This is a genomic window from Stenotrophomonas sp. FW305-C-20-S1 (assembly GCF_058783335.1).
Genome location: NZ_JBYTEK010000025.1, coordinates 38,304 through 62,069, shown reverse-complemented (window position 1 = coordinate 62,069; position 23,766 = coordinate 38,304). Strand labels below are relative to the sequence as shown.

Here is a 23,766-nt window from a genome sequence, read left to right as displayed (position 1 = left end):
GTCCATGTAAGCTCGGTCGCCGCATCCATGCGGCTCACGCCCCCGCAACCGGACCCACCCCGCCTTCGACAGTTTTCCGCGATCTGCGGTAGATCCACGCCATGGGTGGATGCTCTTCGATCAATTGTCGAAACATTCGATTTCCATGGACATTCATCCACGCATCGCGTGGATCTACCGTGTCGACCAAGGTCGACACCTGCCAACGGCCGCCGGAATCTGTCAGAGGCGGGGCGGTGTGGGTAGGCAGGACCGTTGGCGCCATGGATGGCGCCATCGAGCCCCCAAGGACGGGTTTACGGCGTGTCCTGCCTACCCACACCGCCCCGCCATCCCACGGAATGCCCGCTGTTGCCGTTGCTGTTGCTTGAATGTCGTAGCAGGTGCAGGGCGCAGCCCTGCTCGACCAACCTCACACCGTGATGGTCTGGGTCAGCGATTCCCAGGTCGGCGGCACCGGCCAGGACGCGGCCTGGTTGCCATCCAGCACCCGCCGCAGGTCGCGCGGATCGATCTGCGGGGCCAGCACATGCACCAGCTCCAGCGCGTAGTCGCGCAGCACCCGGTCGCGCGGCAGCACCGCCCAGGCGACGCACTCGGTGATCGGCGCCGGCGCTGGCCATACCCGCAGATCCTCGTCGTTGGCGCTGATCGCCATCTCGGCCAGCAGACCTACCCCCAGACCCGTACGCACATAAGTCTTGATCAGGTCCGCATCCAGCGCCGTCAGCGCCAGATCGGGTACCAGGCTCTGCGCGGCAAAAGCGCGCTGCAACGAGGAGTTGGGACGGGTCGAGGATTCGTAGCTGATCAACGGCTGGCGTGACAATGCCGCCAGGTCCGGTGCGCGCCCGGCGCGATCCAGCGGATGGCCCTTGGGCACCACCACCAGCCGCCGCCAGCGGAACAGCGGCACGGCGATGCCGTCGCTGGGTTCACTGCCGGCGGTACTGATGATCGCGATATCGGCATCGCCCTGGTTCAGCCGATCCAGCGCATCGGCCTCACCGGCCTGCTGCAGGTGCACGCTGACCTGGGGATAGGCCTGCTTGATGCGAGCCACCGCCGGCGGCAGCACGAAACGCGCCTGGGTGTGGGTGGTGGTCAGGATCAGCTGGCCCTGGCTCTCGCGACGCTGGTTGGCCGCGTAGGTGCGGATGTTGTTGGCCTCGGACAGCACCGCGCGGGCGCGGCTGATCACTTCGGTGCCAGCCGGGGTGACCGACTCCAGGCTGCGCCCCTTGCGTACGAACAGCAGGAAGCCCAGTTCGTCCTCCAGCTGCTTGAGCTGCTTGGACAGCCCAGGCTGGGTGGCATGCACGCGCGAGGCGGCGAGCGTGATATTCAGCTCGGCGTCGGCGATGGCAACCAGGTAGCGCAGCTGGGTCAGCGTCATGGCAGGCGGCGATGTGGGGGCGGAGGTCCACTCTAGGGTCAATTGCCGTCACCAGCTTATAACCAAAGGTTGTTTAAGAAAGGTATCTGGTCATTTCCGGGCGTCATATGCCGGCGCTACGGTCAGCCGGCAGCCGCTGGCCTGAACAGCCAGCCCACTTCCTTTTCGCCCGCCGAGCCCGGCGCGGCCTGTTCCTGGAGCGCTCCCATGGCCCTGTACGACTCCATCCTCGACACCATCGGCAACACCCCCATCGTCAAGCTGCAGCGACTGGCGCCGCAGGGCGTGACCCTGTACGCCAAGGTCGAGTCCTTCAATCCGGGCGGCTCGGTGAAGGATCGCCTGGCGCTGGCGATCATCCTCGATGCCGAACAGCGTGGCCTGCTCAAGCCGGGCGACACCATCGTCGAAGCCACCTCGGGCAACACCGGCGTCGCCCTGGCGATGGTGGCGGCCGCACGCGGCTACAAGTTCGTGGCGACCATGGTCGAGACCTTCTCGGTGGAACGCCGCAAGCTGATGCGGGCCTACGGTGCGAAGGTCATCCTGACCCCGGCCGCCGAGCGCGGCAGCGGCATGGTGCGCAGGGCGCGCGAGCTGGCCGAGGAACACGGTTGGTTCCTGGCCAGCCAGTTCGCCAACCCGGCCAACCCGGCCTACCACCGCAACACCACCGCCGCGGAGATCCTGCGTGATTTCGCCGGCAAGCGGCTGGACTACTTCGTGAGTGGCTGGGGAACCGGCGGCACCTTGACCGGCGTCGGCGAAGTACTGAAGGTCGCCCGCCCGGACACCCGCATCATCGCCACCGAGCCGGCCGGCGCCGCCTTGCTGAAGGGCGATGACTGGAAGCCGCACAAGATCCAGGGCTGGACCCCGGACTTCGTGCCCGATGTACTCAACCGCAATGTGGTGGACGAACTGGTGACGGTGGAAGATGACCGCGCGATCGCCACCGCCCGCCGACTGGCGGCGGAGGAAGGTATCTTCGTCGGCATCTCCGCCGGTGCCACGGTTGCCAGCGCACTGGACGTGGCAGATCGCGCCGAACCGGGCGCGGTGATCCTGGCGATGTTGCCGGACACCGGTGAACGCTACTTCTCCACGCCGCTGTTCGCCGACGTCAATGAAGGTTCGGACGACGACTGGTTGGCCGGTCTGCCCTGATCGCCGCGTTGTCGATGACAGCAGGATGACGCCCACCCTCGCGGTGGGCGTTTGCTATCTGGGTGATCCTGTCTGGGTATTGCCGACCGAAGCGGACAGCTTTCCCCAGAAATCATAAGAGATTCACCCCGAAAACTTTCGTTTTGCCGCGTGCGGCGCTCGCTTCAGCCTGCGTGAAGGCGCCGCCGGCCATCGTGCATGAACAGCGCGGATCGCAGTGCATGAGACGGTCATGACGCAGCATCGATGCCCTGTCCCGCAAGATGCGGGTGCAGCCAGCGTGGGCACGGCGCGCAACAACTACAGGCAGGAGACGGACGCATGAAGATCGAAGTGTGGCAGGGCGACATCACGGCCCTGGCGGTGGATGCGATCGTCAACGCGGCCAATGAATCACTGCTCGGTGGCGGCGGTGTCGACGGCGCCATCCATCGTGCGGCCGGCCCTGGCCTGCTGGCCGAGTGCGAGCGTCTGCCGGAGCTGCGCCCCGGTGTGCGCTGCCCGACCGGTGAGGTGCGCGCAACCGATGCCTATGCGCTTCCGGCACGGCACGTACTGCATACGGTCGGTCCGGTCTGGCACGACGGCCAGCGCGACGAACCGGCATTGCTGGCGAACTGCTACTGGAAGTCGCTGCAGCTGGCCGAATCACTGAACCTGCAGTCGATCGCGTTCCCGGCCATCAGCTGCGGTGTGTATGGCTATCCGCTGTACCAGGCCGCACAGATCGCGGTCACCGAAACACTCGCCTGGCAGCGCAGCCACGCCCAGCCGATGCGGATCGTGCTGGTGGCGTTCAACACGGCGACCGCCAAGGCCTACCAGCAGGCACTGTCGGCCGCAGGCCAGGTCGCCGACAGCGGGCGCGGTTCGCTGCTGTCGCCATTGGGCGATACCGGCTTCGTGCCGGCGCATTGAAACAACGACGGACGTGGAAAAAAAAGGCCGGGCATTGCCCGGCCTTTTCGTTTGCGTCCTCGTGGCGGCGTCAGTCCGTCGCTTCAGCGGCAGCGTCGGCGGCCGCCGTAGCAGCAGCTGATGCAGCGGCCGAAGCGGCGCCGTCGATCTGCACGCGTACTTCCACCATGCCAGCTTCATCGCTGAGGCTGGACACGTCCACGGTGTAGTGGCCGGCCGGCAGCGATTCTTCCACGCGTGCGTTGGTGCCGTTGCCACCATCGTCATTGACCAGCTCCACGTCGCCGCCGACCACGCGCAGTACCGTATCCACCTGGCTGGAAATGGCGTCCAGGCGCACATCGGCCGCACGCGGCAGGCTCAGCAGGAAGCGGCGGCGGCCTTCGCCATCGAGCATGGCGAACACACTTCCGGTGTTCGGCAGGGAGGTGCCATCACGCATGACCATGTTGGCCGGCAGCTCGGTGCGCTTGGCCGTCAGTTTGAAAGCGCCGGTACTATCTTCATCCAGGCTGCGCACGCGCAGGGTGTACTTGCCCGGTTCCAGCGGCATGCCAATGCGCGAATTGGTGTCATCACCGCCATCGTCGTTCTCCGACTGGACGCCGTTGCCATCCAGCTTCAGCACGGTATCGAACGCCTTCGATTCCAGGCGGATTTCGTACATGCCCGCCTTGTCCACCTGCAGGGTGTAATCCTGCGACTTGGAGACCAGCAGGTCGGCGATCTCACCTTCGGCCACTATCGGCTTGCCGTCATACGGCACCAGTTTCTCGGCGCGCAGGCGGTACGGACCGAAGGCGGAGGGGCCGTCGGCATTGATGGCCACCTGGTAGCTGCCAGTGCCGTTGGCGCGGAACGCCAGCGAGACGTCGTTGCCGCGCTCGTAGCCCGAGTTGCTGCTGGCCACCAGCACGCCATTGTTGAACACGGCGATCGAGCCGCGCAGCGCACCAGTCAACGTGATGCCGACCAGTTGCTTGTCTTCCAGCTTCAGCTGGTACAGCTGATGGTGGCTGCCATCGTTGAAATTGACGCCGCTGCGCGAGGTGATTTCGCCGGAGACCGGCTTGTCGAACTCCAGCGAGGGGGCCTTGCCCATGTCCGTGCTGCCACCCATCCGGTTGCAGCCGCCGACAGCCAGCACGGTGGCCACGGCCAGCGTGATTGCGGTGATACGCATGTTTTTTCTCCTTGGCCTTCCATGTATGCCCCACGCACTGGCCTGGCGTGCGGGAGGCGGCAACGATACCGGCAAAAGCAAACGCCGGCGTGATGCCGGCGCTGCCTTGTTCAGTTCATGCTGCGCAACGACGGATCAGCCGTTCCACTTGCCCAGCGCGGCCTGGCCGTTTTCCTTGGCGCGCTCGTAGACGGTCTTCTGTGCTGCGGCGTAGTTGCCCTTCATGTCCTTGGCCCACAGCTTCAGTGCCGCCTGCTGCATGGCACGGCCATAAGAGAAGCTCAGCGGCCACGGCAGGTTGCCCATCTGGTTCATGGCGTTGAGGTGGGCGGTGGACTGCTCGTCGCTCTGGCCACCGGACAGGAACACCACGCCCGGCAGGATCGCCGGCACGGTGCTCTTCAGGCACATCACGGTCGACTCGGCCACTTCCTCGACATCGGCCTGCTCGTCGCAGCCCTTGCCCGAGATGACCATCGAAGCCTTCAGGATGGTGCCTTCCAGCAGCACGTTCTGCTGGTACAGCGCGTCGAACAGCGAACGCAGGGTGGCTTCGGTGACTTCGTAGCAGGTCTCGATGTCGTGCTCGCCGTCCATGATCACTTCCGGCTCGACCATCGGCACCAGGCCGCATTCCTGGCACAGCGCGGCGTAGCGGGCCAGCGCATGTGCGTTCGACTCGATGCAGGTGCCCGACGGAATGCTCTCGCCGATGTTGATGACCGCACGCCACTTGGCGAAGCGCGCGCCCAGCTTGTAGTACTCCTGCAGGCGCTCACGCAGGCCGTCCAGGCCCTCGGTGACCAACTCGCCCGGGCAGCCGGCCAGCGGGTGCGCACCCTTGTCCACCTTGATGCCCGGGATCATGCCGTGGTCGGACATGTACTTGGCGAACGGCACGCCGTCCTTGGTCGACTGGCGGATGGTCTCGTCGTACAGGATGGCGCCGGAAATGTGCTCGTTGAGCTTCGGCGTGGTCAGCAGCAGTTCGCGGTAGGCGCGACGGTTCTCTTCGGTGTTCTCGATGCCGACGCTGGCAAAGCGCTTGGCGATGGTACCGGTGGATTCGTCGATCGCGATGATGCCCTTGCCCGGGGCAACCATGGCCTGGGCGGTTTCAGCCAGCTGTTCGATGCTCATGTACTTCCTGTGGCGGGTGCGGGAAAAACGTAAGTATAGCCCCGCTATCCGTTGCCCCGACGTGGAGGCTCGGATGGAACCGGTTCCACTGTCGGTGCGGGACAGGAAATGTCCTGCCGGATCGGGTCAGAGCCCCTTTCGGGGATCTGACCCCGGGTCGGATCCGCGCCCGCGGCTCCGACCCGATGTGGCCACCTCTTACAGGTCGCCCAGACCGCTGGCGCGGCCGTCTTCGCCCACTTCCAGCAGGCGCAGGGTATTGGTCGCGCCGTGGGTTTCCATGTGCTCACCGCTGGTGAACACCACACGGTCGCCGGCCTGCAGCATGCCGCCCTCCACCAGCAGGCGGATGCTGCCGCGTGCGGCTTCGCGCGGGGTGAAGCCCCGGCTGTCGAAGTTGATCGGGAACACATCGCGCATCAGCGCCATCTGCCGGCGGGCGCCGTCGTGGCGGGTGACCGCGAACACCGGTGCCGAGGCACGGAATCGCGACAGGTAGCGCGCGGTGCCACCGGATTCGGTCATCGCCACGATCGCGCGCACGCCCACGTGCTGGGACAGGAACATGGTGGCCATGGCAATGGCCTGGTCGGCACGTTCCAGGTTGCGCGGCGAAGCGCCGAAGTCGGTCTCGGTCTGGAACTGGCGCTCGGCACCCAGGCAGATGCGCGCCATCGCTTCGACCGCCTTGACCGGATACGCACCGGCGGCGGTTTCGGCCGACAGCATCACCGCATCGGTACCGTCGATGACCGAGTTGGCCACGTCCAGCACTTCGGCACGGGTCGGGATCGGGCTTTCGACCATCGACTGCAGCATCTGGGTGGCGGTGATCACCACCTTGTTCTGCGCCAGCGAGGCCTTGATGATCTTCTTCTGCAGGCCCGGCAGTTCGGCATCGCCGATTTCCACGCCCAGGTCGCCACGCGCCACCATCACCACGTCACTGGCGTCGACGATCTCTTCCAGGTTCTCGATGGCCTCGGTGCGCTCGATCTTGGACACCAGCGCGGCGTAGCAGCCGTGCGATTCGGCGATCTCGCGCGCATCGTTCATGTCCTGCGCATTGCGGCAGAACGACACGGCGATGAAATCCACGCCGATCTTGGCGACGATGCCGATCAGTTCCTTGTCGCGCTCGGTCAGCGCGCCCAGCGACAGGCCACCGCCCTGCTTGTTCAGGCCCTTGCGATCGGACAACGGACCGTCATTGAGCACGGTGTTGATGATGCGCTCGCCCTGCACTTCCACCACCTGCAGCTGCATCAGGCCATCGTCGAGCAGCAGCACGTCACCGGCGGTCACGTCCTGCGGCAGGCCGAGGTAGCTCACGCCCACCTGGGTGGCATCGCCGGGGCCGGCATCGGTGCTGGCGATCAGGTCGAAGCGGTCACCGGCCTTGAGATGCACCTTGCCCTCGGCGAAGCGCTCGATGCGGATCTTCGGGCCCGGCAGGTCTGCCAGGATGCCCACTTCCACACCCACGCGCTGCGCGGCGGCGCGCACATCGGCGGCACGCTTGGCCTGGCCGGACGGGTCACCGTGGCTGAAGTTGAGGCGCACCACGTTGACGCCGGCGCGGAACAGATCCTCCAGCACGCCCGGCGGATCGGTAGCCGGACCGAGGGTGGCAAGGATCTTGGTGCGACGCTGACGCTCGAACATGATGGATGGGCCTCTCCCGTTAAAGGACGGAAATTAGCACATCCTTCACGTCCCATGTATACGGTTACAGCCTTGTGCTGCCTGACTCTGCGGGACATCGCATGGACATGTTCCGGACATACGCTGGTCGATGGCAGCGGAAACGCCGCCGGGCAAGGCCCGGCGCGCGGGATGGTCCAACTCAGGCGAGCAAGGCCAGCAGCTGCGCCGGATCACGGGCCAGCTGCCCGGCACCGGCCTCGGTCAGCTCCTGCTCGCCACCAAAGCCCCACAGCACGCCCACACTGCGCAGCCCGTGGTGACGGGCGCCCTCGATGTCCATGCGGCGGTCGCCGATCATCCAGCAGCGTTCCGGCGCCAGCTGCAGGCGATGCAGCGCCTCGCCCACCAGCTGCGGCTTGCTGCTGCGCGAGCCATCCGGGGTTGAACCGATCACGTCCTCGAACAGGCCACCGAACGGCAGATGCTCGACGATGCGGCGGGCATGCGGCTCGTTCTTGGCGGTGACCACCGCAAGGCGATGGCCGCGTGCGTGCAGCGCGCGTACCACCGCTTCGATGTCCGGGTAGATCGTATGCTCGCGCCAGCCTTCCACGTCGAAACGCTCGCGATAGAAGGCCACGGCCTGCTCCACCCGCTCGGGCTCACCGAACAACGGCGCGAACGTGGTGCGCAGCGACGGACCGATCCAGCCCAGCAGCGTTTCCTGCGGCGGCACCGGGTGATCCATTTTCTGCAGCGCATAGGCGATGCAGGTGGTGATGCCCACTTCCGAATCGATCAGCGTGCCGTCCATGTCGAAGAAGAGCGTTGCACGCTCTTCTCCGTCCACCCGCGGATCGACGCTCATGCGCCGCGCGCGGCCAGGGCAGCCACCGCCGGCAGCGTCTTGCCTTCCAGGAATTCCAGGAACGCGCCGCCACCGGTGGAGATGTAGCTGACCTGCTGGGCGATATCGAACTTGTCGACCGCGGCCAGGGTATCGCCACCACCGGCGATGGAGAACGCCGGCGAGCTGGCGATGGCGCGGGCCAGCGCTTCGGTGCCCTTGCTGAAGGCTTCGAACTCGAACACGCCGACCGGGCCGTTCCAGACCACGGTGCCGGCCTTGGCGATCAGCTGTGCGTACTGCGCGGCCGTCTGCGGGCCGATATCCAGGATCAGGTCATCCTCGGCCACCGCATCGACGGCCTTCACTTCGGCAGCCGCGTCGGGCAGGAACTGCTTGGCGGTGACCACGTCCACCGGCAGCGGGATGTCCGCACCCCGCGCCTTGGCGTCGGCCACGATCTTCCGGGCGGTATCCAGCAGGTCCGGCTCGTACAGCGACTTGCCGACCTTGTAGCCGGCCGCCGCGATGAAGGTGTTGGCGATGCCGCCACCAACGATCAGCTGATCGACCTTGCCGACCAGGTTGGCCAGCAGCTCCAGCTTGGTGCTGACCTTGCTGCCGGCGACGATGGCCAGCAGCGGCTTGGCCGGCGCATCCAGGGCCTTGGCCAGTGCATCCAGCTCGGCCATCAGCAGCGGGCCACCGGCAGCGACCGGGGCGAAACGGATCACGCCATGGGTGGATGCCTGCGCGCGGTGCGCGGTACCGAACGCATCCATCACGAACACATCGCAGAGGGCGGCGTACTTCTTCGACAGGGCTTCATCGTCCTTGCCCTCGCCAACGTTCATGCGGCAGTTTTCCAGCAGCACCAGCTGGCCCGGCTGCACGTCGACGCCGTCGACCCAGTCACGCACCAGCGGCACTTCGCGGCCCAGCAGCACCGACAGGCGCTCGGCCACCGGCGCCAGCGAATCGGCTTCGCTCCACACGCCTTCCTTGGGGCGGCCCAGGTGCGAGGTGACCATCACCGCCGCGCCCTGCTCCAGCGCGCGCTTGAGCGTCGGCAGGGAAGCGGTGATGCGCTGTTCGGAGGTGATGCGGCCATTCTCGATCGGCACGTTCAGATCCTGGCGGATCAGCACGCGCTTGCCGGAGAGGTCGAGGTCGGTCATGCGGACGATGGACATGGGCAACTCTTTGGCTCTGGAGATGGGATGCCGGCGTGCGGCAGACGGTCATTGTATCGGGTGCCGATGCCTGCGGCAGGCAGAGGCCAACGGCTAACGGCAACAGCCACGGCAACAGCAACGGCCAGAGCGCTGGCGCTTCGTGGTGCTGTGGGTGGGCCGGGGTGGTATGGGTTGGCAGGGGACGCCGTAAACCCATCCTTGGGGGCTTGGCCGCGGCATCCATGCCGCGGACACCCCTGCCAACCCATACCGCCCCGGCCCCGACACGTTCATGAGGCGGAGCGGACGGCGGAAGCAAAAGCGGTTTCTGGTGTCGGATGAAGAAAGAAAAGAAGGGGGCGGATCCGTTTTTCCTGCGGAAAAAGGCTCCGACCTCGATGGCCGTGGAGCGAAGCGACCCGCTTTGGCTCCTGCTCTTCTTTTTTCTTTTCCGTGGGTGGATGCACACGGAAATTGTCAGAGGCCGGGCGGGTGGGCTGGGCAGGGGTGTCAGCCGCATGGATGCGGCTGCCAAGCCTACAAGGACGTACTTGCGGCGTCCCCTGCACAGTCCACCCGCCCGGCCAGACCACGGCTTCTGCTCTCAACGACTGCCCACCCACGAGGGGCTGCGCCGTTCGCTGCAAACTACGCCGAAGGCGACGGCTTCTGCTTCAGCAGGCTCAACGCCAGTCCACCAACAACCAGCACGCCCAGCCCCAGCAACGCCCACAGCAACCACGCCTTCCAATCGTGCTGCGGCTTCAGCGCTGCGTCACCGGCGAGCGTCTCCGGACTGCCCTCCAAGCGTGCCAGCGTCGGCTGCCACGACGGATCATTGCGCTGCCGCAGTTCCTCGATCAGCACCGTGATCGGCGCCTCCGCGCGGCGCGCGGTCGTACTGCCCACGGCCAGCGCGTAGGGCGCTGCGCCCTGGCTGAGGAACACCATCACCTCCGGTTGATAGCCCAAGCGCAGGGTCGGGGCGCTGGTGGTCTCCACCGGGCTCGCGACCAGCTTCCAGTAACGGTCGCGGTACATGCCGCCCAACGGCTGGGCCGCCGATTGCTGGCGCTGGCCCGGTGCCCCCTGCTGCAGCTGATAGGCGATCCAGGGCGCGCTGCGGCGCTGCCATTCGGCGCTTTCGTCGTCGCGGCTGAACAGGGTCCACTGCACCAGGCTGTTGTCGGTGCTGGCCACGTCGGCGCGGGTCACCGGGAATCGACCATCCAGTTCAAAGGTGAATTCCCCCTTGCCCTGCGCGGTCGGTGTCAGCGACAGCCACTCCCAGGGCACCGTTGCCGGTGCCGGCGGCAGTTCGGCCAATACACTGCGCAGCTCCGGCAGGCGCGCCTCGCCCTGCGGCAGGATCCGCAGGTAGCGCACATTGCTGTCGACCTGCAGGCGTCGCTGCAGCAGGCGCTTGCCCGCACGCTGCAGGTCCACCAGGGGGACATCACGGGCGATCGACTGCCAGCGCTGCAGATCATCGCTGGCGTCAAGCTGTACCTGCGCCTGCAGCGGCTGGCCACTTTCGGCCCAGTCCAGCACCAGCGCTGCCAGCGGCTGCTGGCCAAGCACGCTGGCATCGATCAACCAGCCGCCCTGCCCGTTCGCCACCGCACCACCACTAAGCCTGGCCTCGACCCGGCGCACACGGCCGTCGGTATCGCGCTCGGTCAGCAGCTGCAGGTCGTTGCGCTGGGCCTCGGCCAGTGGTGGCAGCGCGAACCACGGCAGTTCGCGCTGCACCGGCGGCTGCGCCAACGGCTGGTCCGGCGCCAGCAGCGCCGATGGCAATGCCTGGCCGGCAGCGTTGAACACCTGCAGATCGCCCAGATCAGCGGCGCCTGCGCGGCGGTAGATCGCCGGCTCCAGCACCACACGATAGGCACCGGACTGCGCGCTGGACAGGCTCAACGGCCACTGTTCGGCGTACTGCGCGCGGTAGTCCGTGGCCTGCGCGGCAACCGCACCGGCCACGCCGAACAAGACCGGCAGCAACGCTCGGCTCCACTTCCTCATTGGTTTTCCTCCACGGTTGGCGGCGCGCTCGGCGGCGCGGGCGCCAGGTAGCCCACCACGGTGCACAGCAGGCCGTAGGCGATGAACGATGCGATTCCCAGCAGGTTGCCCAGATGCTGGCGGTCGATCAGCACCAGCTTGGCCAGCACCACGGCCATCAACACGGCACCGACCATCCACAGCACACGCTGGCCGCGACGCGAGCCCCACACCCAGGCGATCACGCCCAGTACGCTCCACAACACGGTCAGGCTGGTCTGGGCCAGGCTGAAGCGGGCCATCGTCGGATCCCAGACCACACCGCCCCAATGATGCACGCCATGCAGCACGGTACTGGTCAACGCGATGAAACCGGCCACGGCCAGCACCGGCACACGCAACCGCTGCAGCTGCGCCGGTCCCTGTGGGTCATACAGCCAGCGCGCGATCAGCAGCAGGCTGACCCACTGTGCAAGCTCGGCAGGATTGAGCAGCGGCAACCACGGCAACGGCGTAGCGTCGCCCGCCAGGGTCAGGCCGAACAACCAGGCCAGCGCCAGCACCGCGAAAATCACGCACTGCAGCGGCAGGCGCACCGGGTCAAACGCAGCACCCAGCGGCCAGCGCAGCACGTTCCAGCGCCACAGCGACAGCGCCGCCAGCAGCAGCCACGGCAGCGTGACCAGCAACGCGGTCCAGCCCTGCGCCAGGCGCGCGTCGCCGCCGCCCCACAGGGCCAGCAGCGAAAGCAGCGACGGCCACAGCAGCCACCACAGGAACTGCGCGATACGGGCCACGCCGCCGCTGCCCTGGCGCAGGCACAGCAGGCTGCGCACGCCGAGCACGGCGAACACTGCCCATGCCAATGCGCCGTAGCCGGCAAAGGGCTGCTGGTGGGCATCGCTCTGCAGCAGGGCCAGCGGGAAGCCGGCGGCCAGCATCGCCAACGCGGTCACGCCCAGCGCACGTGCCGGCATGCGGCGTTGCACCTCCGAGGCCAGCCAGGCGGTGACGGCGGCCAGCACCAACACCGCGTCGGCCTGCGCCGAATGCTGGAAGAAGCGGCCGATTTCATGCACCAGACCGCCCAACCACCACAGCAGGCCCCACAGGTAGTACGCCAGGGCGATGTCATGGCGCTGCCTGCGCTGATAGCTCCACGCCGCCGCGAAACCCGCCACGGCCAGCAGCAGTGCGCCGATCGCGGTCGGGTTGAGCAGGAAACGCTGGTCCTGGTGCCAATGGTCGGCGCCCACCACGAATGCGAATGCGGCGGCGAGCTGCAGCAGCGCACCGGTCACCTGCGGCAACCAGCGCTTCTGGCGCAACCCCAGCCACGCCAGGCCGGCACCTTCCAGCGCGAACACCGCACCGGTGGCCCGCGCCGACAATGCCAGCGGCACCGCCAGCGTCGCAAAGCCCACCGCCAGTACCGCATGCGACTGCGCCAGCACCGTGTACGACGCGCGTGCGATCAGGGCCCGTGCCAGCAACGCATAGATCGCTGCCAGGCCCAGCGCGCACAGGGCCAGCGTCATCGGTTGTTCGTGCAGCATGCCGGCCTGCAACGAGAAGGCGATCAGCGGCGTGCCGAACACCAGGCTGCCGTCGACCAGATCGCGACGCCCGGCCGGCTGCCGGCGCGCATACAACAACGGAATCAGCAGATAGAAGACGAAGAACAGCAGCAGGAACGGTTCGGTACTGGCGAACTTGGCCGCGTCGTACTGCAGCACGCCCCAGAAGGTGCCGATGCCGAAGGTGAACGCGAAACCCAGCAGGTTCAGCACACGCCACGGGCGATACCAGGCAATGGCGAAAATGCCCGCGTTGAGCACGGCGTAGTAGCTGAACAGCCCGACGTGGTTGCCACTGCCGGTGGACAGCCACAGCGGCGCCATGAAGCCGGCCAGGATGCCCAGCACTGCCAACGTGCGCGAGTTCTGCACGACCGCCAGCACGCACAGCCCCGCCACCAGCGCGATCGAGCTGGCAAAGGCGAAGCCGGGCGCGAGCAGATCGAAACGCTTGAAGGCAGCGAAGATGGTCAGCAGCAGTACGCCGATGGCGCCCCCCTGCAGGGCCAGCGCGAACATCCGCCGGCGCTCGCGCTGGTGCCAGCCGAAGGCCAGCAGGCCCAGCGCACCAACGGTGATGCCCGCCAGCCGCAGCTCGACCGGCACCACCAGCCAGCCCTGGTCGCTGACGTACTTGAGCAGCGCAGCAACGCCGGCCAACAGCACCAGCATGCCGATCTTCACCGGCACATTGCCCTGGGTGAACCAGTGTTTGACCGCACCGATCGCGCGCTCGACCAGGTTCGGCAGGGCCGGCTCCGCTGGCAAGGGCGGCAATGTGGGCTCAGGTGGCAACGGCGGTGGCGGCGACGGACGCGCCGGTTGGGCCGGTGGCGGCAGGTCCTCGCGGGCCGCGACCGGCGCAGATGCCGGGGTTGCCGTGGGCCGCAGGAACGAGGGCTCGCTGCTGGGTTCACGTGTTGCCGCAGGCGCGCGCGGCGGCTCGGCCACGGCCGAGGGCGCACGGTCTACGGTCCCTGCCGGGTTGGGCGCGACCTGCACGCTCTGTGCGGCTTCCAGCGCGGCGACCCGCCGGCGCAGGCCGGCAATCATCACCAGCGCCACCACCAGCAGCAGCGGTATCGCCAGCAGGACCAGTACTGCCAGGACCAAGAGTGCTTCCATTCCTCGCCTTCCAATGCGATCCCGCGCCACGATGGCGGCGGTCGACGGGCCCATGCTACGTCAGGCCGGGCCCCTTAAACGACGAACCCCGGCCAGGCCGGGGTTCGCGCGACGATCTTCGCAGGCCTTACTTGGCTGCGACGACCTTGGCCATTTCCAGGCACTTGTTGGAATAGCCCCACTCGTTGTCGTACCACGACACGAGCTTGACGAAGGTGCCGTCCAGCGCGATGCCGGCGTCTGCGTCGAACACCGAGGTGTGGGTTTCACCGCGGAAATCGGTGGCCACCACCTTGTCTTCGGTGTAGCCCAGGATGCCCTTCAGCGCGCCTTCGCTCTGTGCCTTCACTTCGGCGCAGATCTCGGCATAGGTGGCTTCCTTTTCCAGCTCGACCGTCAGGTCGACCACCGACACGTCCGAGGTCGGGACGCGGAAGCTCATGCCGGTCAGCTTCTTGTTCAGTTCCGGGATGACCACGCCGACGGCCTTGGCGGCACCGGTGGAGGACGGAATGATGTTCTCCAGGATGCCGCGGCCGCCGCGCCAGTCCTTGTTGGACGGGCCATCGACGGTCTTCTGCGTGGCGGTGGCCGCATGCACGGTGGTCATCAGGCCGCGCTTGATGCCCCACTTGTCATTGATGACCTTGGCCAGCGGCGCCAGGCAGTTGGTGGTGCACGAGGCGTTGGAGATGATCGCCTGGCCAGCGTAGGTCTTGTCGTTCACGCCGAACACGAACATCGGCGTGTCGTCCTTCGACGGTGCCGACAGGATGACCTTCTTGGCGCCGGCATCGATGTGCTTCTGCGCACTGACCTTGTCCAGGAACAGGCCGGTGGCTTCGAGCACGACGTCAACGCCGACTTCGTCCCACTTCAGGTTGGACGGATCGCGTTCCTGGGTCAGGCGGATCTTCTTGCCGTTGACCAGCAGATCCTTGCCATCGACGGCTACGTCGGCCTTGAAACGGCCGTGCACGGAGTCGTACTTGAGCATGTAGGCCAGGTAATCCGGCTCCAGCAGATCGTTGATGGCCACGATTTCGATGTCGTCGCCGAAGTTCAGCACCGCCGAGCGCAGGACGTTACGCCCGATGCGACCGAAACCGTTGATACCAACCTTGATTGCCATGTTCTCAAGCTCCTGCAGCCGCGACAGGTGCGGCGGGGTGGATAGGGCCCACAAGTCTAGCAGGCCGGCCTTGACCACCGCCGGCCAAGCCCGCCGCCGGGACGGGGGCCGGACAGGATTTGATCCGGATCAAAGCGTTAGCGCGGCGTGAGGCCGAGACTGGCCACATCCACCCAGCAACGAGATCACCCCCATGCGCAAGACCTCCCCCCTGATCGTGGCCAGCCTGGCCGCCGCCCTGTCGTTGGCCGCTGCCCCGGCCATGGCCCAGTCCAAGGGCGACTGGACCCTTTCCGCTGGTGTGCACCAGGTCGCCCCGAAGTCGAACAACGGCTGGCTGGCCGGCGGCACGCTGAAGGTCGACGTCGACAACGACGTCAAGCCGACCATCACCGGTGAGTACTTCATCGCCGACAACCTGGGCATCGAAGTACTGGCGGCGCTGCCGTTCAAGCACGACATCAACATCAACGGCCTGGGCCGCGTGGGCAGCACCAAGCAGCTGCCGCCGGTGGTCACCCTGCAGTACCACTTCAACAGCAAGGGCAAGGTGTCGCCGTTCGTGGGCGCCGGCCTGAACTACACGACCTTCTTCAGCGAAGACACCACCGGTGCGCTGGCGGGCAGCAAGCTGAAGCTGCAGGATTCGTGGGGCCTGGCCGCGCATGCGGGCATCGACTTTGCGATTGGCGAGAAGGGCGCCCTGCGCGTGGACATGCGCTGGATCGACATCGACAGCAAGGTGAAGCTGGACGGCGAGAAAATCGGCACGGTCAACATCGATCCGCTGGTCTACGGCGCGTCCTACGTCTTCAAGTTCTAAGGGGTTGATTAGCGGGGGCTGCCCCCCCGCTCCCCCGCTACAGGCAAAACCCTCGCAGCATGTTGCCCCGGTATGTGTGTGCCGGGGCTTTTTTGTTGGTGCAGAGCGCGGATCTGCGTTTGGGCGGGGCAAGTGAGTTGCTCAGGACACGCCGTAAATACGTCCATGTAGGCTCGATCGCCGCATCCATGCGGCGAACGGTCCTGAGCAACCCACTTGCCCCCCCTTCCATTTTTCCGCGCGCGCAGGCGCAAGCAGAAGCCGGCACCCGCATGACCCAGTTGCCATCGGCCGGATGCGATCCTGCATTTGACTCTGATTCTGCTTCTGACGTTTGCATCCGCGAACGCGGCCATGTTGGAGGTGTGCGGTCGGGGCAGGTAGCGCGGGACCGTTGGCGCCATGGATGGCGCCATCGAGCCCCCAAGGATGGGTTTACGGCGTGTCCCGCACTGCCTGCCCCGGCCGCACACACCCCGACGACAATGAACGCGCCGCTTTCCATCAACCACCCTTCTCCCCCGCTGGCTAGAATGAGCGGATGAAAGCACTGCACTCCCTGTTCCTCGCCGCCGCCCTCGCGCCGGCCCTGCTGACCCTGTCCGCACCCGCCCATGCCTGGGGCGCGCAAGGCCACCGCCTGGTCGCCGAAGTCGCCGACAGCCGCCTCAACCCGACCACGCGCGCTGAAGTCGACCGCCTGCTGGCCACCGAACCCGGCGCCACCCTTGCCAGCATCGCGCCCTGGGCCGACCAGCTGCGCGCCAAGGACCCGGGCCTGGGCCGTCGCTCGGCCGGTTGGCACTACGTCAACATCGCCGAAGATGGCTGCCACTACGAGGCGCCGAAGCACTGCAAGAGCGGCAACTGCATCGTCGAAGCGCTGAAGGCGCAGAGCGCGATCCTCGGCGACCGCAGCCTGACCGATGGCGAGCGCCTGCAGGCGCTGAAATTCGTCGTGCATCTGGTCGGTGACATCCACCAGCCGATGCACGCCGGCTACGGCCACGACAAGGGCGGCAACGATTTCCAGCTGCAGTTCGGCAACCGCGGTACCAACCTGCACTCGCTGTGGGACAGCGGCATGCTCAATACCCGCAAGGTCGACGATGCCGGTTACCTGCCGGTGCTGCGCGCACTGCCGGCGCCGAAGCTGGCGCGCCAGTCCAACCCGCAGCGCGATCCGGTCAGCTGGGCCGAAGCCAGCTGCCGCATTTCGGTGCAACCTGGCGTTTACCCTGCCTCGCGTAAGATCGGCGACGACTACACCACGCGCTACCGGCCGGTGGCCGAAGCGCAGCTGCGACTGGCCGGTGAAAACCTGGCGCAGTTGCTGAACCGCGTGCTCGCCACACGCTGAGGAGTGCCCGATGTCGGTCCAGGTGCAATCGTTCTTCCACCGTGACAGCAACACCTTCAGCTACCTGGTCAGCGACCCGGCCAGCAGCGAGGCCGCGCTGATCGACCCGGTACTGGATTACGACCCGGATACCGACGCCAGCAGCGAATTGCCGGTGCGCGCGATGCTCGATGCCATCGCGCAACAGCAGCTGCACGTGCGCTGGCTGCTGGAAACCCACGCCCATGCCGACCACGTGTCGGCAGGACGTCGGCTCAAGCAACGGTTCCCGCATGCGACGCTGGCCATCGGCGAAGGCATCCGTGCGGTGCAGGCCACGTTTGCACCGCGCTATGGCCTGCAGCTGCCCGAGGAACATGCCGTCTTCGATCACCTGTTCGCTGATGGCGAGACCTTCGCACTGGGTGAACTGCAGGGGCGCATCATCGCCGTACCCGGCCACACCAGCGACAGCATCGCCTATCTGATCGACGATGCGCTGTTCACCGGCGATTCGTTGTTCATGCCCGATGGCGGCACCGCACGCTGCGATTTTCCCGGCGGCGATGCTGCGCAGCTGTACCGCTCGATCCAGCGCCTGCTGGCCCTGCCCGATGCCACCCGCGTATTCGTCTGCCACGACTACGGCCCGGGCGGACGCGATTTCGCCAACGAAACCACCATTGGTGAACAGCGCGCGCACAATATCCACGTGCATGAAGGCGTGGCCGAGGCGGAGTTCGTCAGCGTGCGCCAGGCGCGTGATGCGACCCTGGCAGAACCGCAGCTGATGCAGCCAGCGGTGAAGGCCAACATCCAGGGCGGCGCGTAGGGCCCGCACGGTCGCCTCATCGCGCCAGCAATGACACCGCGTCATTTGCCCTGCGTGCGCACCACATGCTGGCCCTTCACGATCTCGAAGGTGAAGGCATACAGCAGGCTCACCGGCACCGGTTCGACGCGCTCGGCGCCTTGGCAGTCGCCACGGTCGCTCGGCACCTTGCCGGGGGCGAAGTGGCAGACCGCGGCGGGCGAATACTTCCACATCGCCACCGCCTCCTGCGCAGCCTGCAACAGCGGCGCATTCTCGCTCGCCGCGCCTGCCGCGCATTCGCTGCGGTCGACCAGCGCCAGGCTTCGCTCGACAGCGCCTTCGGCATCGATCACCACCTGCAGGCAGATCGTGGTCGGCGCCAGCTCGGTGCGCGGGTCACGATCACCGATCTGCGGATCCGGCGCCGCATACAGCTGCGGCATCCGATAGCCTTCGGTCGCTCCCAGCGTGTACGCCTGCACCTGGCCGCTGCCGCCTTTCCCCTCCGCATGCAGGCGCTGATGGCCGACACTCTCATTGCGGGTATCGACGGTGGTCAACCGTTCCTGGGTGGCGCAGCCTGCCAGTATCCCCACTGCCAACAGCAGCGCGATGCGCATCACCTTGCGGTCTCCGTCACGTCGTCGCTCTCATCCATGGCGAAGGTGATCGGAATGCGTACTGCGCCCGCCACCGGCTTGCCGTTCTTCAGCGCCGGGCGATAGGTCCAGCTTCGCGCTGCTGCAATCGATACCGCTTCGAACACGCCCGGATTGGTGGCGCTGAGCACCTGCACATCGGCGGGGTGTCCCTTGGCATCCACCTGCACGCGCAGGTTCACCACGCCTACCTGACGCTGCTCGATCGCAGACTTCGGATACGAGGGCGGCGACATCTTGTCGACCTGGATCGGACGGTCGAGCCCCGCTTCGGCCGCGTCTTCTCCAGCATATTCGAACGGTTCTACGTTGATCGACGGCACGTCCGCTGTCCCACTCTGGCTGGCCCACGCCACCGCCCCCACGCCCAGGCACAACCCGACCACCAGCACCTGCCCCGACACCCACGGCAATGCCTTCCGCTTGGACTGCTTCAACATGGCGATACGCTCCTTCAACACAGGCTGGCTGCGCCAGTGGCATACCGCCGGCGCAACCGGATGGACCAGCTGCGCCTTCAGCAGCGTGCTGGCGTAGAGGCCGCGCAGCGCAGGCTGCGGGGCGATGGTGCGGGCGTCGCAGGCCAGTTCCTGGTCACGCAGGAAACGGCGTGCGGACCATGGCAGCAGCGGATGGAACCAGAACACCGCGCGCATCAGCAGCAATACGCCGTTCGCCCAGTGATCGCCATTGCGACGATGGCTGTGCTCGTGCTGCAGGATCAGCGCCTGCTCCTGTGCAGTGAACTGCTGGTCGAAATCGGGGCCGACCACGATGCGCGGCCGCCACAGGCCCACCAGCGCCGGCAGCCCGGGATCGCCACTGGCCTGCCAGCTGCCATCGGCGCGTGCCTGCAGGCCGCCCATGCCGCGTTCGAAGCGGCGCTGTGCGCGCAGGTCGCGCAACAGGCAGACGCCCGCGCCCAGCGCCCACACCACCAACAGAAGCAAGGGCCATTGCAGCGACGCCGTTGGCAGGCTGTCCACGGCTTCCGGCACGACCTTCAGCGGCAAGGTCGGCACATGCTGCAACAGCGCGACCTGTGGCAGGGGAATCAACAGCGTGACCAACAGCAGGGGCAGCAGCCACCAGCTGCGGTAGGCCAGCCCGGCGCCGCCCAATCGCACCAGCAACGGCCGCGTCACCGCCAGCAGGATCACGCCCACCGCCAACCACAAGCTGGCCTGCCACAGTCCGTCGAGCAGCTCATTCATGGTCCAGCTCCTGGATCAGCTTCTTCAGTTCGGCGATGTCCTGTGCGCTGAGCTGGCCGCGTTCGCTGAAGTGCGCGACCAGCGGTGCCACGCGCCCTTCGAAGACACGGCCGATGAAGTCCTGGCTCTGCGCCTCCACCCAGGCCTGGCGCTGCAGCAGCGGCCGGTACAGGTAGCGCCGGCCATCGCGCTCGGCGGCGATCGCGCTCTTGGTCAGCAGGCGGTTGAGCAGGGTCTTGATGGTCGGCTCAGCCCAGTCGCGGTGCGCCAGTGCGGCCACCACCTCGTCGGCGCTGCGCGGTGCCTGCTGCCACAGCACCTCCATCACAACGGCTTCGGCTTCGCTGATCGGGGTCATGGTTTACATCCGTAATCGGCGATTCGATTACGCGCGTAATCGAATCGACTGTCAACCCCTCGACCGGTAATTCATCACGCCTGCGCCAGCATGGGGGGCCTCCACCGCAGGTACCGGCATGAAGCCCTTGCGCAAACGTGACTTCCCGGTCGAGCAGGCCCGGCGCTTCCTCGAACCCGGTCCGATCGTGCTGGTCAGCACCGCCTGGCAAGGCCAGCGCAACCTGATGACGATGGGCTGGCACATGGTGATGGGCTTCTCGCCCTCGCTGGTGGCCACCTACCTGTGGAACGAGAACCATAGCTTCAGCCTGGCCCGCAGCAGCGGCGAATGCGTGATCAACATCCCGGGCCTGGAGCTGCTGGACACGGTGGTCGATATCGGCAACTGCAGCGGCCGTGACGTGGACAAGTTCGAACGGTTCGGCCTGGATGCGATGCCAGCGCGGGAGGTGGGGGCACCGCTGGTGGGCCAGTGCCATTCCAGCTTCGAGTGCCGCCTGCATGACGACAGCCAGGTCGAATCGAGCAACCTGTTCATCTGGGAAATCGTGCGCGCCCATGTTGCGCCTCGCCCAAAGCTGCCGCGCACGGTGCATTACCGGGGCGATGGGCAGTTCATGGTGTCCGGTGCCGAAGTCTCGCGTCGACGGCGGTTCAAGCCCGACATGCTGTAATGCCAGCACTCCCCCAAGCAGGACCGCCCCGGATGACCGAACACCTCACCGACCTCGACGCCGCCGTTGACTGGCTGTTTGCGCGCGTGGATGGGCCGCTGCGGATCGGTGCGCCGCTGGCGCTGGGTAAACCACACCGCCTGCTCAACGCCCTGTATGCGCGCGTCGAACAGGACCCGTCGCGGCCGCTGCAGCTGTATACCGCGCTGTCACTGAACCCGCCGCAGGCAAAGGGCAACGGCCTGGAAGCGCGTTTCCTGGCGCCGTTCGCGGCCCGCCATTTCGGTGAAGACTTCCCGCGCCTGGCCTACGCCGATGCAATCGCCCGCGACGCGCTGCCGGCACACGTGCAGGTGGAAGAGTTCTACATGCAGTCCGGTGCCCTGCTCGGTTCGCGACAGGCGCAATCCAGCTACACCAGCCTCAACTACACCCACGCTGCCGACGCGGTAGCGCAGCGCGCGCCGCAGGTGATCGTGCAGAAAGTGGCGATGCGCCCGGACGACCGACGCCTTTCGCTGTCCTGCAACAACGACATCACCCAGGACACGCTGGACGCGATGACCGCACGCGGCCTGCCACGCCCGCTGCTGGTCGCCGAGATCGATCCGCAGCTGCCCTATCTGGGCGGCACGGCCACGGTCGACGTGTCCTTCTTCGATCTGGTCATCACCCCGCCAGCGCCGTATCCGGCGTTGTTCGGCCTGCCACGGCAACCGGTGGCCGACGCCGACTACGCCATCGGCCTGTATGCCAGCACCCTGGTGCGCGACGGTGGCACCCTGCAGATCGGCATCGGCACCCTGGCCGATGCACTCAGCCACGCATTGGTACTGCGCCACACCGACAACGCACGCTACCGCCGCGTGTTGAACGCGCTGGATCCGCAACTGGCCAGCCATCCGCTGGTACAGGAGATCGGCGGACTGGACCCGTTCGAGATCGGCCTGTACGGCTGCAGCGAAATGCTCAACGAGGGCTTCCGCCGGCTGGTGCAGACCGGTGTGATCAAGCGCAAGGTGCATGACGATCTGGCACTGATGCAGCGCATCGAGAACGGCAGCACGCTGTCCATCGACCATGCCACGTTGGAGGCCGAGGGCGAATACCTGCACGGCGCGTTCTACCTGGGCTCATCCGAATTCTACGAATGGCTGCGCACCCTGCCCGAGGACGAATGCCGGGCGATCGGCATGCGCCGCATCAGCGAGATCAACCAACTGTACGGTGGCAACGAAACGCTGGAGCGCCTGCAGCGCCGTCACGCCCGCTTCTTCAATTCCTGCATGATGGCCACCGCGCTGGGCGCGGCGGTATCCGACGCGCTGGAGGATGGCCGTGTGGTCTCCGGCGTGGGCGGCCAGTACAACTTCGTGGCGATGGGGCACGCCCTGCCGGAAGCGCGCAGTGTGCTGATGTTCCGCGCTGCCCGTGATGACCGCGGCCAGCGCGAATCCAACGTGCGCTGGAACTACGGGCACACAACCATTCCGCGCCACCTGCGTGACATCTATCTCAACGAGTACGGTATCGCCGACGTGCGTGGCCTGACCGACGACGACTGTGTGCACGCGATGGCGGCCATCACCGAAGCACCGTTCCAGGGCGCCCTGCTGCAGCAGGCCTTTTCGGCACGCAAGCTGGCCGCCACGGCGCAACCTGATGCGCAGCGGCTGCAGCGCAATACACCCCAGGCGCTGGCGGCGGCGCTGGCGCCGTTCCGCAACGATGGCACCCTGCCCGATTACCCGTTGGGCAGCGACTTCACCGAGATCGAACAGGTACTGGTGAAGGCACTGGGCTGGCTGAAGGCCAATACACAGACGCGCGGCAGCAAGCTGCGTACCGTGTGGGACGCGCTGTGGCAGCCTGCAGGTGATGGTGACGCGGTGTATCTGCAGCGGATGGAACTGCAGTCGCCCAAGGACTTCGGCGAACGGCTCAATGCACGGTTGTTGAGGCTGGCCCTGGCGCGCACCGCGTAGCTGCATCGCCGATTGCAGGACTGGGCTGGCGGGCTGGCTTGGCATTGGCTCGCCATTCCTGTATCACGATCGCTCGATCATTTTCCCGATTACGTCTCATGCGCCACCGCATTACAGCCATCCACCACAGAGCGTGCTTCTCGAGCAGCAGTTGTGCATGGTTGGCCATCAACGATGTGCCGATCGAGCTGTGGCTGGCCCAGCATCTGGACCATCCCGACCTCGAAGTGCATGGTCTTTCACTGATGTGGTTGATCGACGAGGATGAGGATGCGCTGGCCAATCGGCGCATCATCCCTGCCGCGAATGGAACCTCCACCCTGGTGCCGCTGCTGGTGTGTAGTGACGACATGGATTTCGCCTGTTCTACGCTGATGACCGAGCAGGTGATCGAGGGCGATGTCGTGCGCTGGCAGCGGTTCGGTCGCAGTGAAACCGGGGGCCTGGAAGTCGGCGCCTCCACGTGCTGGTATCCAGATAGCAAACCAGTGACATTTGCACTTGCCGACTTCAACCAGGCCTTGAGTGAGCATCAACGGCTCATCAAGGAATCCATCGGCAGCCAAGGCTGATCCAAGGAACACCGT

General features: G+C 66.4%; 20 protein-coding genes. 8 read left to right on the top strand and 12 right to left on the bottom strand.

Features of this window, described 5'->3' with window-relative positions:
* Positions 1-412 precede the first annotated feature (412 nt).
* The gene (locus tag AC3WTC_RS14195; RefSeq protein ID WP_025874261.1) at positions 413-1,396 is read right to left on the bottom strand and encodes a LysR family transcriptional regulator; all 984 of its coding nucleotides are present in this window, start codon (positions 1,394-1,396) and stop codon (positions 413-415) included.
* 207 nt (positions 1,397-1,603) lie between these two features.
* Here AC3WTC_RS14195 and cysK point away from each other — a divergent pair, with 207 nt between their 5' ends.
* Both cysK and AC3WTC_RS14185 read left to right on the top strand, forming a co-directional pair.
* A complete protein-coding gene (gene cysK / locus AC3WTC_RS14190; protein WP_032975199.1) occupies positions 1,604-2,563 on the top strand; it encodes a cysteine synthase A in 960 nt (319 codons plus the stop codon).
* 321 nt (positions 2,564-2,884) lie between these two features.
* Positions 2,885-3,481 carry an O-acetyl-ADP-ribose deacetylase gene (locus tag AC3WTC_RS14185; protein WP_025874259.1) on the top strand — a complete coding sequence of 199 codons (597 nt, stop codon included), beginning with the start codon at positions 2,885-2,887 and terminating at the stop codon, positions 3,479-3,481.
* A 70-nt stretch (positions 3,482-3,551) separates the two neighbouring features.
* Here AC3WTC_RS14185 and AC3WTC_RS14180 read toward each other — a convergent pair whose 3' ends face one another.
* The 8 genes from AC3WTC_RS14180 to gap all read right to left on the bottom strand — a co-directional run bounded on the left by AC3WTC_RS14180 (position 3,552) and on the right by gap (position 15,311).
* Positions 3,552-4,664 (bottom strand): ABC transporter substrate-binding protein, encoded by a 1,113-nt coding sequence (locus AC3WTC_RS14180; RefSeq protein ID WP_492711703.1) that lies wholly within the window; start codon positions 4,662-4,664, stop codon positions 3,552-3,554.
* A gap of 135 nt (positions 4,665-4,799) precedes the next feature.
* Positions 4,800-5,804: a class I fructose-bisphosphate aldolase gene (locus AC3WTC_RS14175; RefSeq protein WP_025874258.1), complete on the bottom strand. Its 1,005-nt coding sequence runs from the start codon at positions 5,802-5,804 to the stop codon at positions 4,800-4,802.
* 198 nt (positions 5,805-6,002) lie between these two features.
* The gene (gene pyk, locus AC3WTC_RS14170) at positions 6,003-7,469 is read right to left on the bottom strand and encodes a pyruvate kinase (RefSeq protein ID WP_032975201.1); all 1,467 of its coding nucleotides are present in this window, start codon (positions 7,467-7,469) and stop codon (positions 6,003-6,005) included.
* Positions 7,470-7,650: 181 nt separating this feature from the next.
* Positions 7,651-8,319 carry an HAD hydrolase-like protein gene (locus tag AC3WTC_RS14165; RefSeq protein ID WP_051501629.1) on the bottom strand — a complete coding sequence of 223 codons (669 nt, stop codon included), beginning with the start codon at positions 8,317-8,319 and terminating at the stop codon, positions 7,651-7,653.
* Positions 8,316-9,491 carry a phosphoglycerate kinase gene (locus AC3WTC_RS14160; protein ID WP_025874255.1) on the bottom strand — a complete coding sequence of 392 codons (1,176 nt, stop codon included), beginning with the start codon at positions 9,489-9,491 and terminating at the stop codon, positions 8,316-8,318. Before AC3WTC_RS14160 ends, AC3WTC_RS14165 begins: the two co-directional genes overlap by 4 nt.
* A 630-nt stretch (positions 9,492-10,121) precedes the next feature.
* Complete coding sequence (locus tag AC3WTC_RS14155) at positions 10,122-11,498, bottom strand: DUF3999 domain-containing protein (RefSeq protein WP_492711700.1); 1,377 nt, start codon at positions 11,496-11,498, stop codon at positions 10,122-10,124.
* On the bottom strand, positions 11,495-14,179 hold the full coding sequence (locus AC3WTC_RS14150; protein ID WP_492711698.1) for a DUF2339 domain-containing protein: 2,685 nt from the start codon (positions 14,177-14,179) through the stop codon (positions 11,495-11,497). The genes AC3WTC_RS14155 and AC3WTC_RS14150 overlap by 4 nt, the downstream gene beginning before the upstream one ends.
* A 127-nt stretch (positions 14,180-14,306) precedes the next feature.
* Complete coding sequence (gap, locus tag AC3WTC_RS14145) at positions 14,307-15,311, bottom strand: type I glyceraldehyde-3-phosphate dehydrogenase (RefSeq protein WP_025874252.1); 1,005 nt, start codon at positions 15,309-15,311, stop codon at positions 14,307-14,309.
* 193 nt (positions 15,312-15,504) lie between these two features.
* Between gap and AC3WTC_RS14140 the strand changes: the two genes are divergently transcribed.
* The 3 genes from AC3WTC_RS14140 (at position 15,505) to AC3WTC_RS14130 (ending at position 18,305) form a co-directional block, all read left to right on the top strand.
* On the top strand, positions 15,505-16,134 hold the full coding sequence (locus tag AC3WTC_RS14140; RefSeq protein WP_025874251.1) for an OmpW/AlkL family protein: 630 nt from the start codon (positions 15,505-15,507) through the stop codon (positions 16,132-16,134).
* Positions 16,135-16,675: 541 nt separating this feature from the next.
* The gene (locus AC3WTC_RS14135; RefSeq protein WP_032977182.1) at positions 16,676-17,494 is read left to right on the top strand and encodes a S1/P1 nuclease; all 819 of its coding nucleotides are present in this window, start codon (positions 16,676-16,678) and stop codon (positions 17,492-17,494) included.
* A gap of 10 nt (positions 17,495-17,504) precedes the next feature.
* Positions 17,505-18,305: an MBL fold metallo-hydrolase gene (locus AC3WTC_RS14130; RefSeq protein ID WP_492711696.1), complete on the top strand. Its 801-nt coding sequence runs from the start codon at positions 17,505-17,507 to the stop codon at positions 18,303-18,305.
* 41 nt (positions 18,306-18,346) lie between these two features.
* Here the strand turns inward: AC3WTC_RS14130 and AC3WTC_RS14125 are convergent, their stop codons facing one another.
* The 3 genes from AC3WTC_RS14125 to AC3WTC_RS14115 are packed head-to-tail and all read right to left on the bottom strand — an operon-like array spanning position 18,347 to position 20,518.
* Positions 18,347-18,907: a hypothetical protein gene (locus AC3WTC_RS14125; RefSeq protein WP_492711695.1), complete on the bottom strand. Its 561-nt coding sequence runs from the start codon at positions 18,905-18,907 to the stop codon at positions 18,347-18,349.
* Positions 18,907-20,160, bottom strand: a complete 1,254-nt coding sequence (locus tag AC3WTC_RS14120; protein WP_492711693.1) for a M56 family metallopeptidase — start codon at positions 20,158-20,160, stop codon at positions 18,907-18,909. Before AC3WTC_RS14120 ends, AC3WTC_RS14125 begins: the two co-directional genes overlap by 1 nt.
* Complete coding sequence (locus AC3WTC_RS14115; protein ID WP_025874246.1) at positions 20,153-20,518, bottom strand: BlaI/MecI/CopY family transcriptional regulator; 366 nt, start codon at positions 20,516-20,518, stop codon at positions 20,153-20,155. The genes AC3WTC_RS14120 and AC3WTC_RS14115 overlap by 8 nt, the downstream gene beginning before the upstream one ends.
* A gap of 118 nt (positions 20,519-20,636) precedes the next feature.
* Here AC3WTC_RS14115 and AC3WTC_RS14110 point away from each other — a divergent pair, with 118 nt between their 5' ends.
* The 3 genes from AC3WTC_RS14110 to AC3WTC_RS14100 all read left to right on the top strand — a co-directional run bounded on the left by AC3WTC_RS14110 (position 20,637) and on the right by AC3WTC_RS14100 (position 23,751).
* Complete coding sequence (locus tag AC3WTC_RS14110) at positions 20,637-21,194, top strand: flavin reductase family protein (protein ID WP_492711691.1); 558 nt, start codon at positions 20,637-20,639, stop codon at positions 21,192-21,194.
* Positions 21,195-21,226: 32 nt separating this feature from the next.
* Positions 21,227-23,179, top strand: a complete 1,953-nt coding sequence (locus AC3WTC_RS14105; RefSeq protein WP_100436847.1) for an acetyl-CoA hydrolase/transferase C-terminal domain-containing protein — start codon at positions 21,227-21,229, stop codon at positions 23,177-23,179.
* 161 nt (positions 23,180-23,340) lie between these two features.
* Positions 23,341-23,751: a hypothetical protein gene (locus AC3WTC_RS14100; RefSeq protein WP_202968391.1), complete on the top strand. Its 411-nt coding sequence runs from the start codon at positions 23,341-23,343 to the stop codon at positions 23,749-23,751.
* Positions 23,752-23,766 lie beyond the last annotated feature (15 nt).

Excerpts from the sequence above, each read along its gene's own strand:
- AC3WTC_RS14115 (WP_025874246.1), bottom strand. The coding sequence starts at position 20,518 with ATGACCCCGATCAGCGAAGCCGAAGCCGTTGTGATGGAGGTGCTGTGG.
- gap (WP_025874252.1), bottom strand. The coding sequence starts at position 15,311 with ATGGCAATCAAGGTTGGTATCAACGGTTTCGGTCGCATCGGGCGTAAC.
- AC3WTC_RS14150 (WP_492711698.1), bottom strand. The coding sequence starts at position 14,179 with ATGGAAGCACTCTTGGTCCTGGCAGTACTGGTCCTGCTGGCGATACCG.
- AC3WTC_RS14185 (WP_025874259.1), top strand. The coding sequence starts at position 2,885 with ATGAAGATCGAAGTGTGGCAGGGCGACATCACGGCCCTGGCGGTGGAT.
- AC3WTC_RS14195 (WP_025874261.1), bottom strand. The coding sequence starts at position 1,396 with ATGACGCTGACCCAGCTGCGCTACCTGGTTGCCATCGCCGACGCCGAG.
- AC3WTC_RS14180 (WP_492711703.1), bottom strand. The coding sequence starts at position 4,664 with ATGCGTATCACCGCAATCACGCTGGCCGTGGCCACCGTGCTGGCTGTC.
- AC3WTC_RS14165 (WP_051501629.1), bottom strand. The coding sequence starts at position 8,319 with ATGAGCGTCGATCCGCGGGTGGACGGAGAAGAGCGTGCAACGCTCTTC.
- AC3WTC_RS14120 (WP_492711693.1), bottom strand. The coding sequence starts at position 20,160 with ATGAATGAGCTGCTCGACGGACTGTGGCAGGCCAGCTTGTGGTTGGCG.
- AC3WTC_RS14125 (WP_492711695.1), bottom strand. The coding sequence starts at position 18,907 with ATGCGCATCGCGCTGCTGTTGGCAGTGGGGATACTGGCAGGCTGCGCC.
- pyk (WP_032975201.1), bottom strand. The coding sequence starts at position 7,469 with ATGTTCGAGCGTCAGCGTCGCACCAAGATCCTTGCCACCCTCGGTCCG.
- AC3WTC_RS14130 (WP_492711696.1), top strand. The coding sequence starts at position 17,505 with ATGTCGGTCCAGGTGCAATCGTTCTTCCACCGTGACAGCAACACCTTC.
- AC3WTC_RS14135 (WP_032977182.1), top strand. The coding sequence starts at position 16,676 with ATGAAAGCACTGCACTCCCTGTTCCTCGCCGCCGCCCTCGCGCCGGCC.
- AC3WTC_RS14160 (WP_025874255.1), bottom strand. The coding sequence starts at position 9,491 with ATGTCCATCGTCCGCATGACCGACCTCGACCTCTCCGGCAAGCGCGTG.
- AC3WTC_RS14155 (WP_492711700.1), bottom strand. The coding sequence starts at position 11,498 with ATGAGGAAGTGGAGCCGAGCGTTGCTGCCGGTCTTGTTCGGCGTGGCC.
- AC3WTC_RS14110 (WP_492711691.1), top strand. The coding sequence starts at position 20,637 with ATGAAGCCCTTGCGCAAACGTGACTTCCCGGTCGAGCAGGCCCGGCGC.
- AC3WTC_RS14140 (WP_025874251.1), top strand. The coding sequence starts at position 15,505 with ATGCGCAAGACCTCCCCCCTGATCGTGGCCAGCCTGGCCGCCGCCCTG.
- AC3WTC_RS14175 (WP_025874258.1), bottom strand. The coding sequence starts at position 5,804 with ATGAGCATCGAACAGCTGGCTGAAACCGCCCAGGCCATGGTTGCCCCG.
- AC3WTC_RS14105 (WP_100436847.1), top strand. The coding sequence starts at position 21,227 with ATGACCGAACACCTCACCGACCTCGACGCCGCCGTTGACTGGCTGTTT.
- cysK (WP_032975199.1), top strand. The coding sequence starts at position 1,604 with ATGGCCCTGTACGACTCCATCCTCGACACCATCGGCAACACCCCCATC.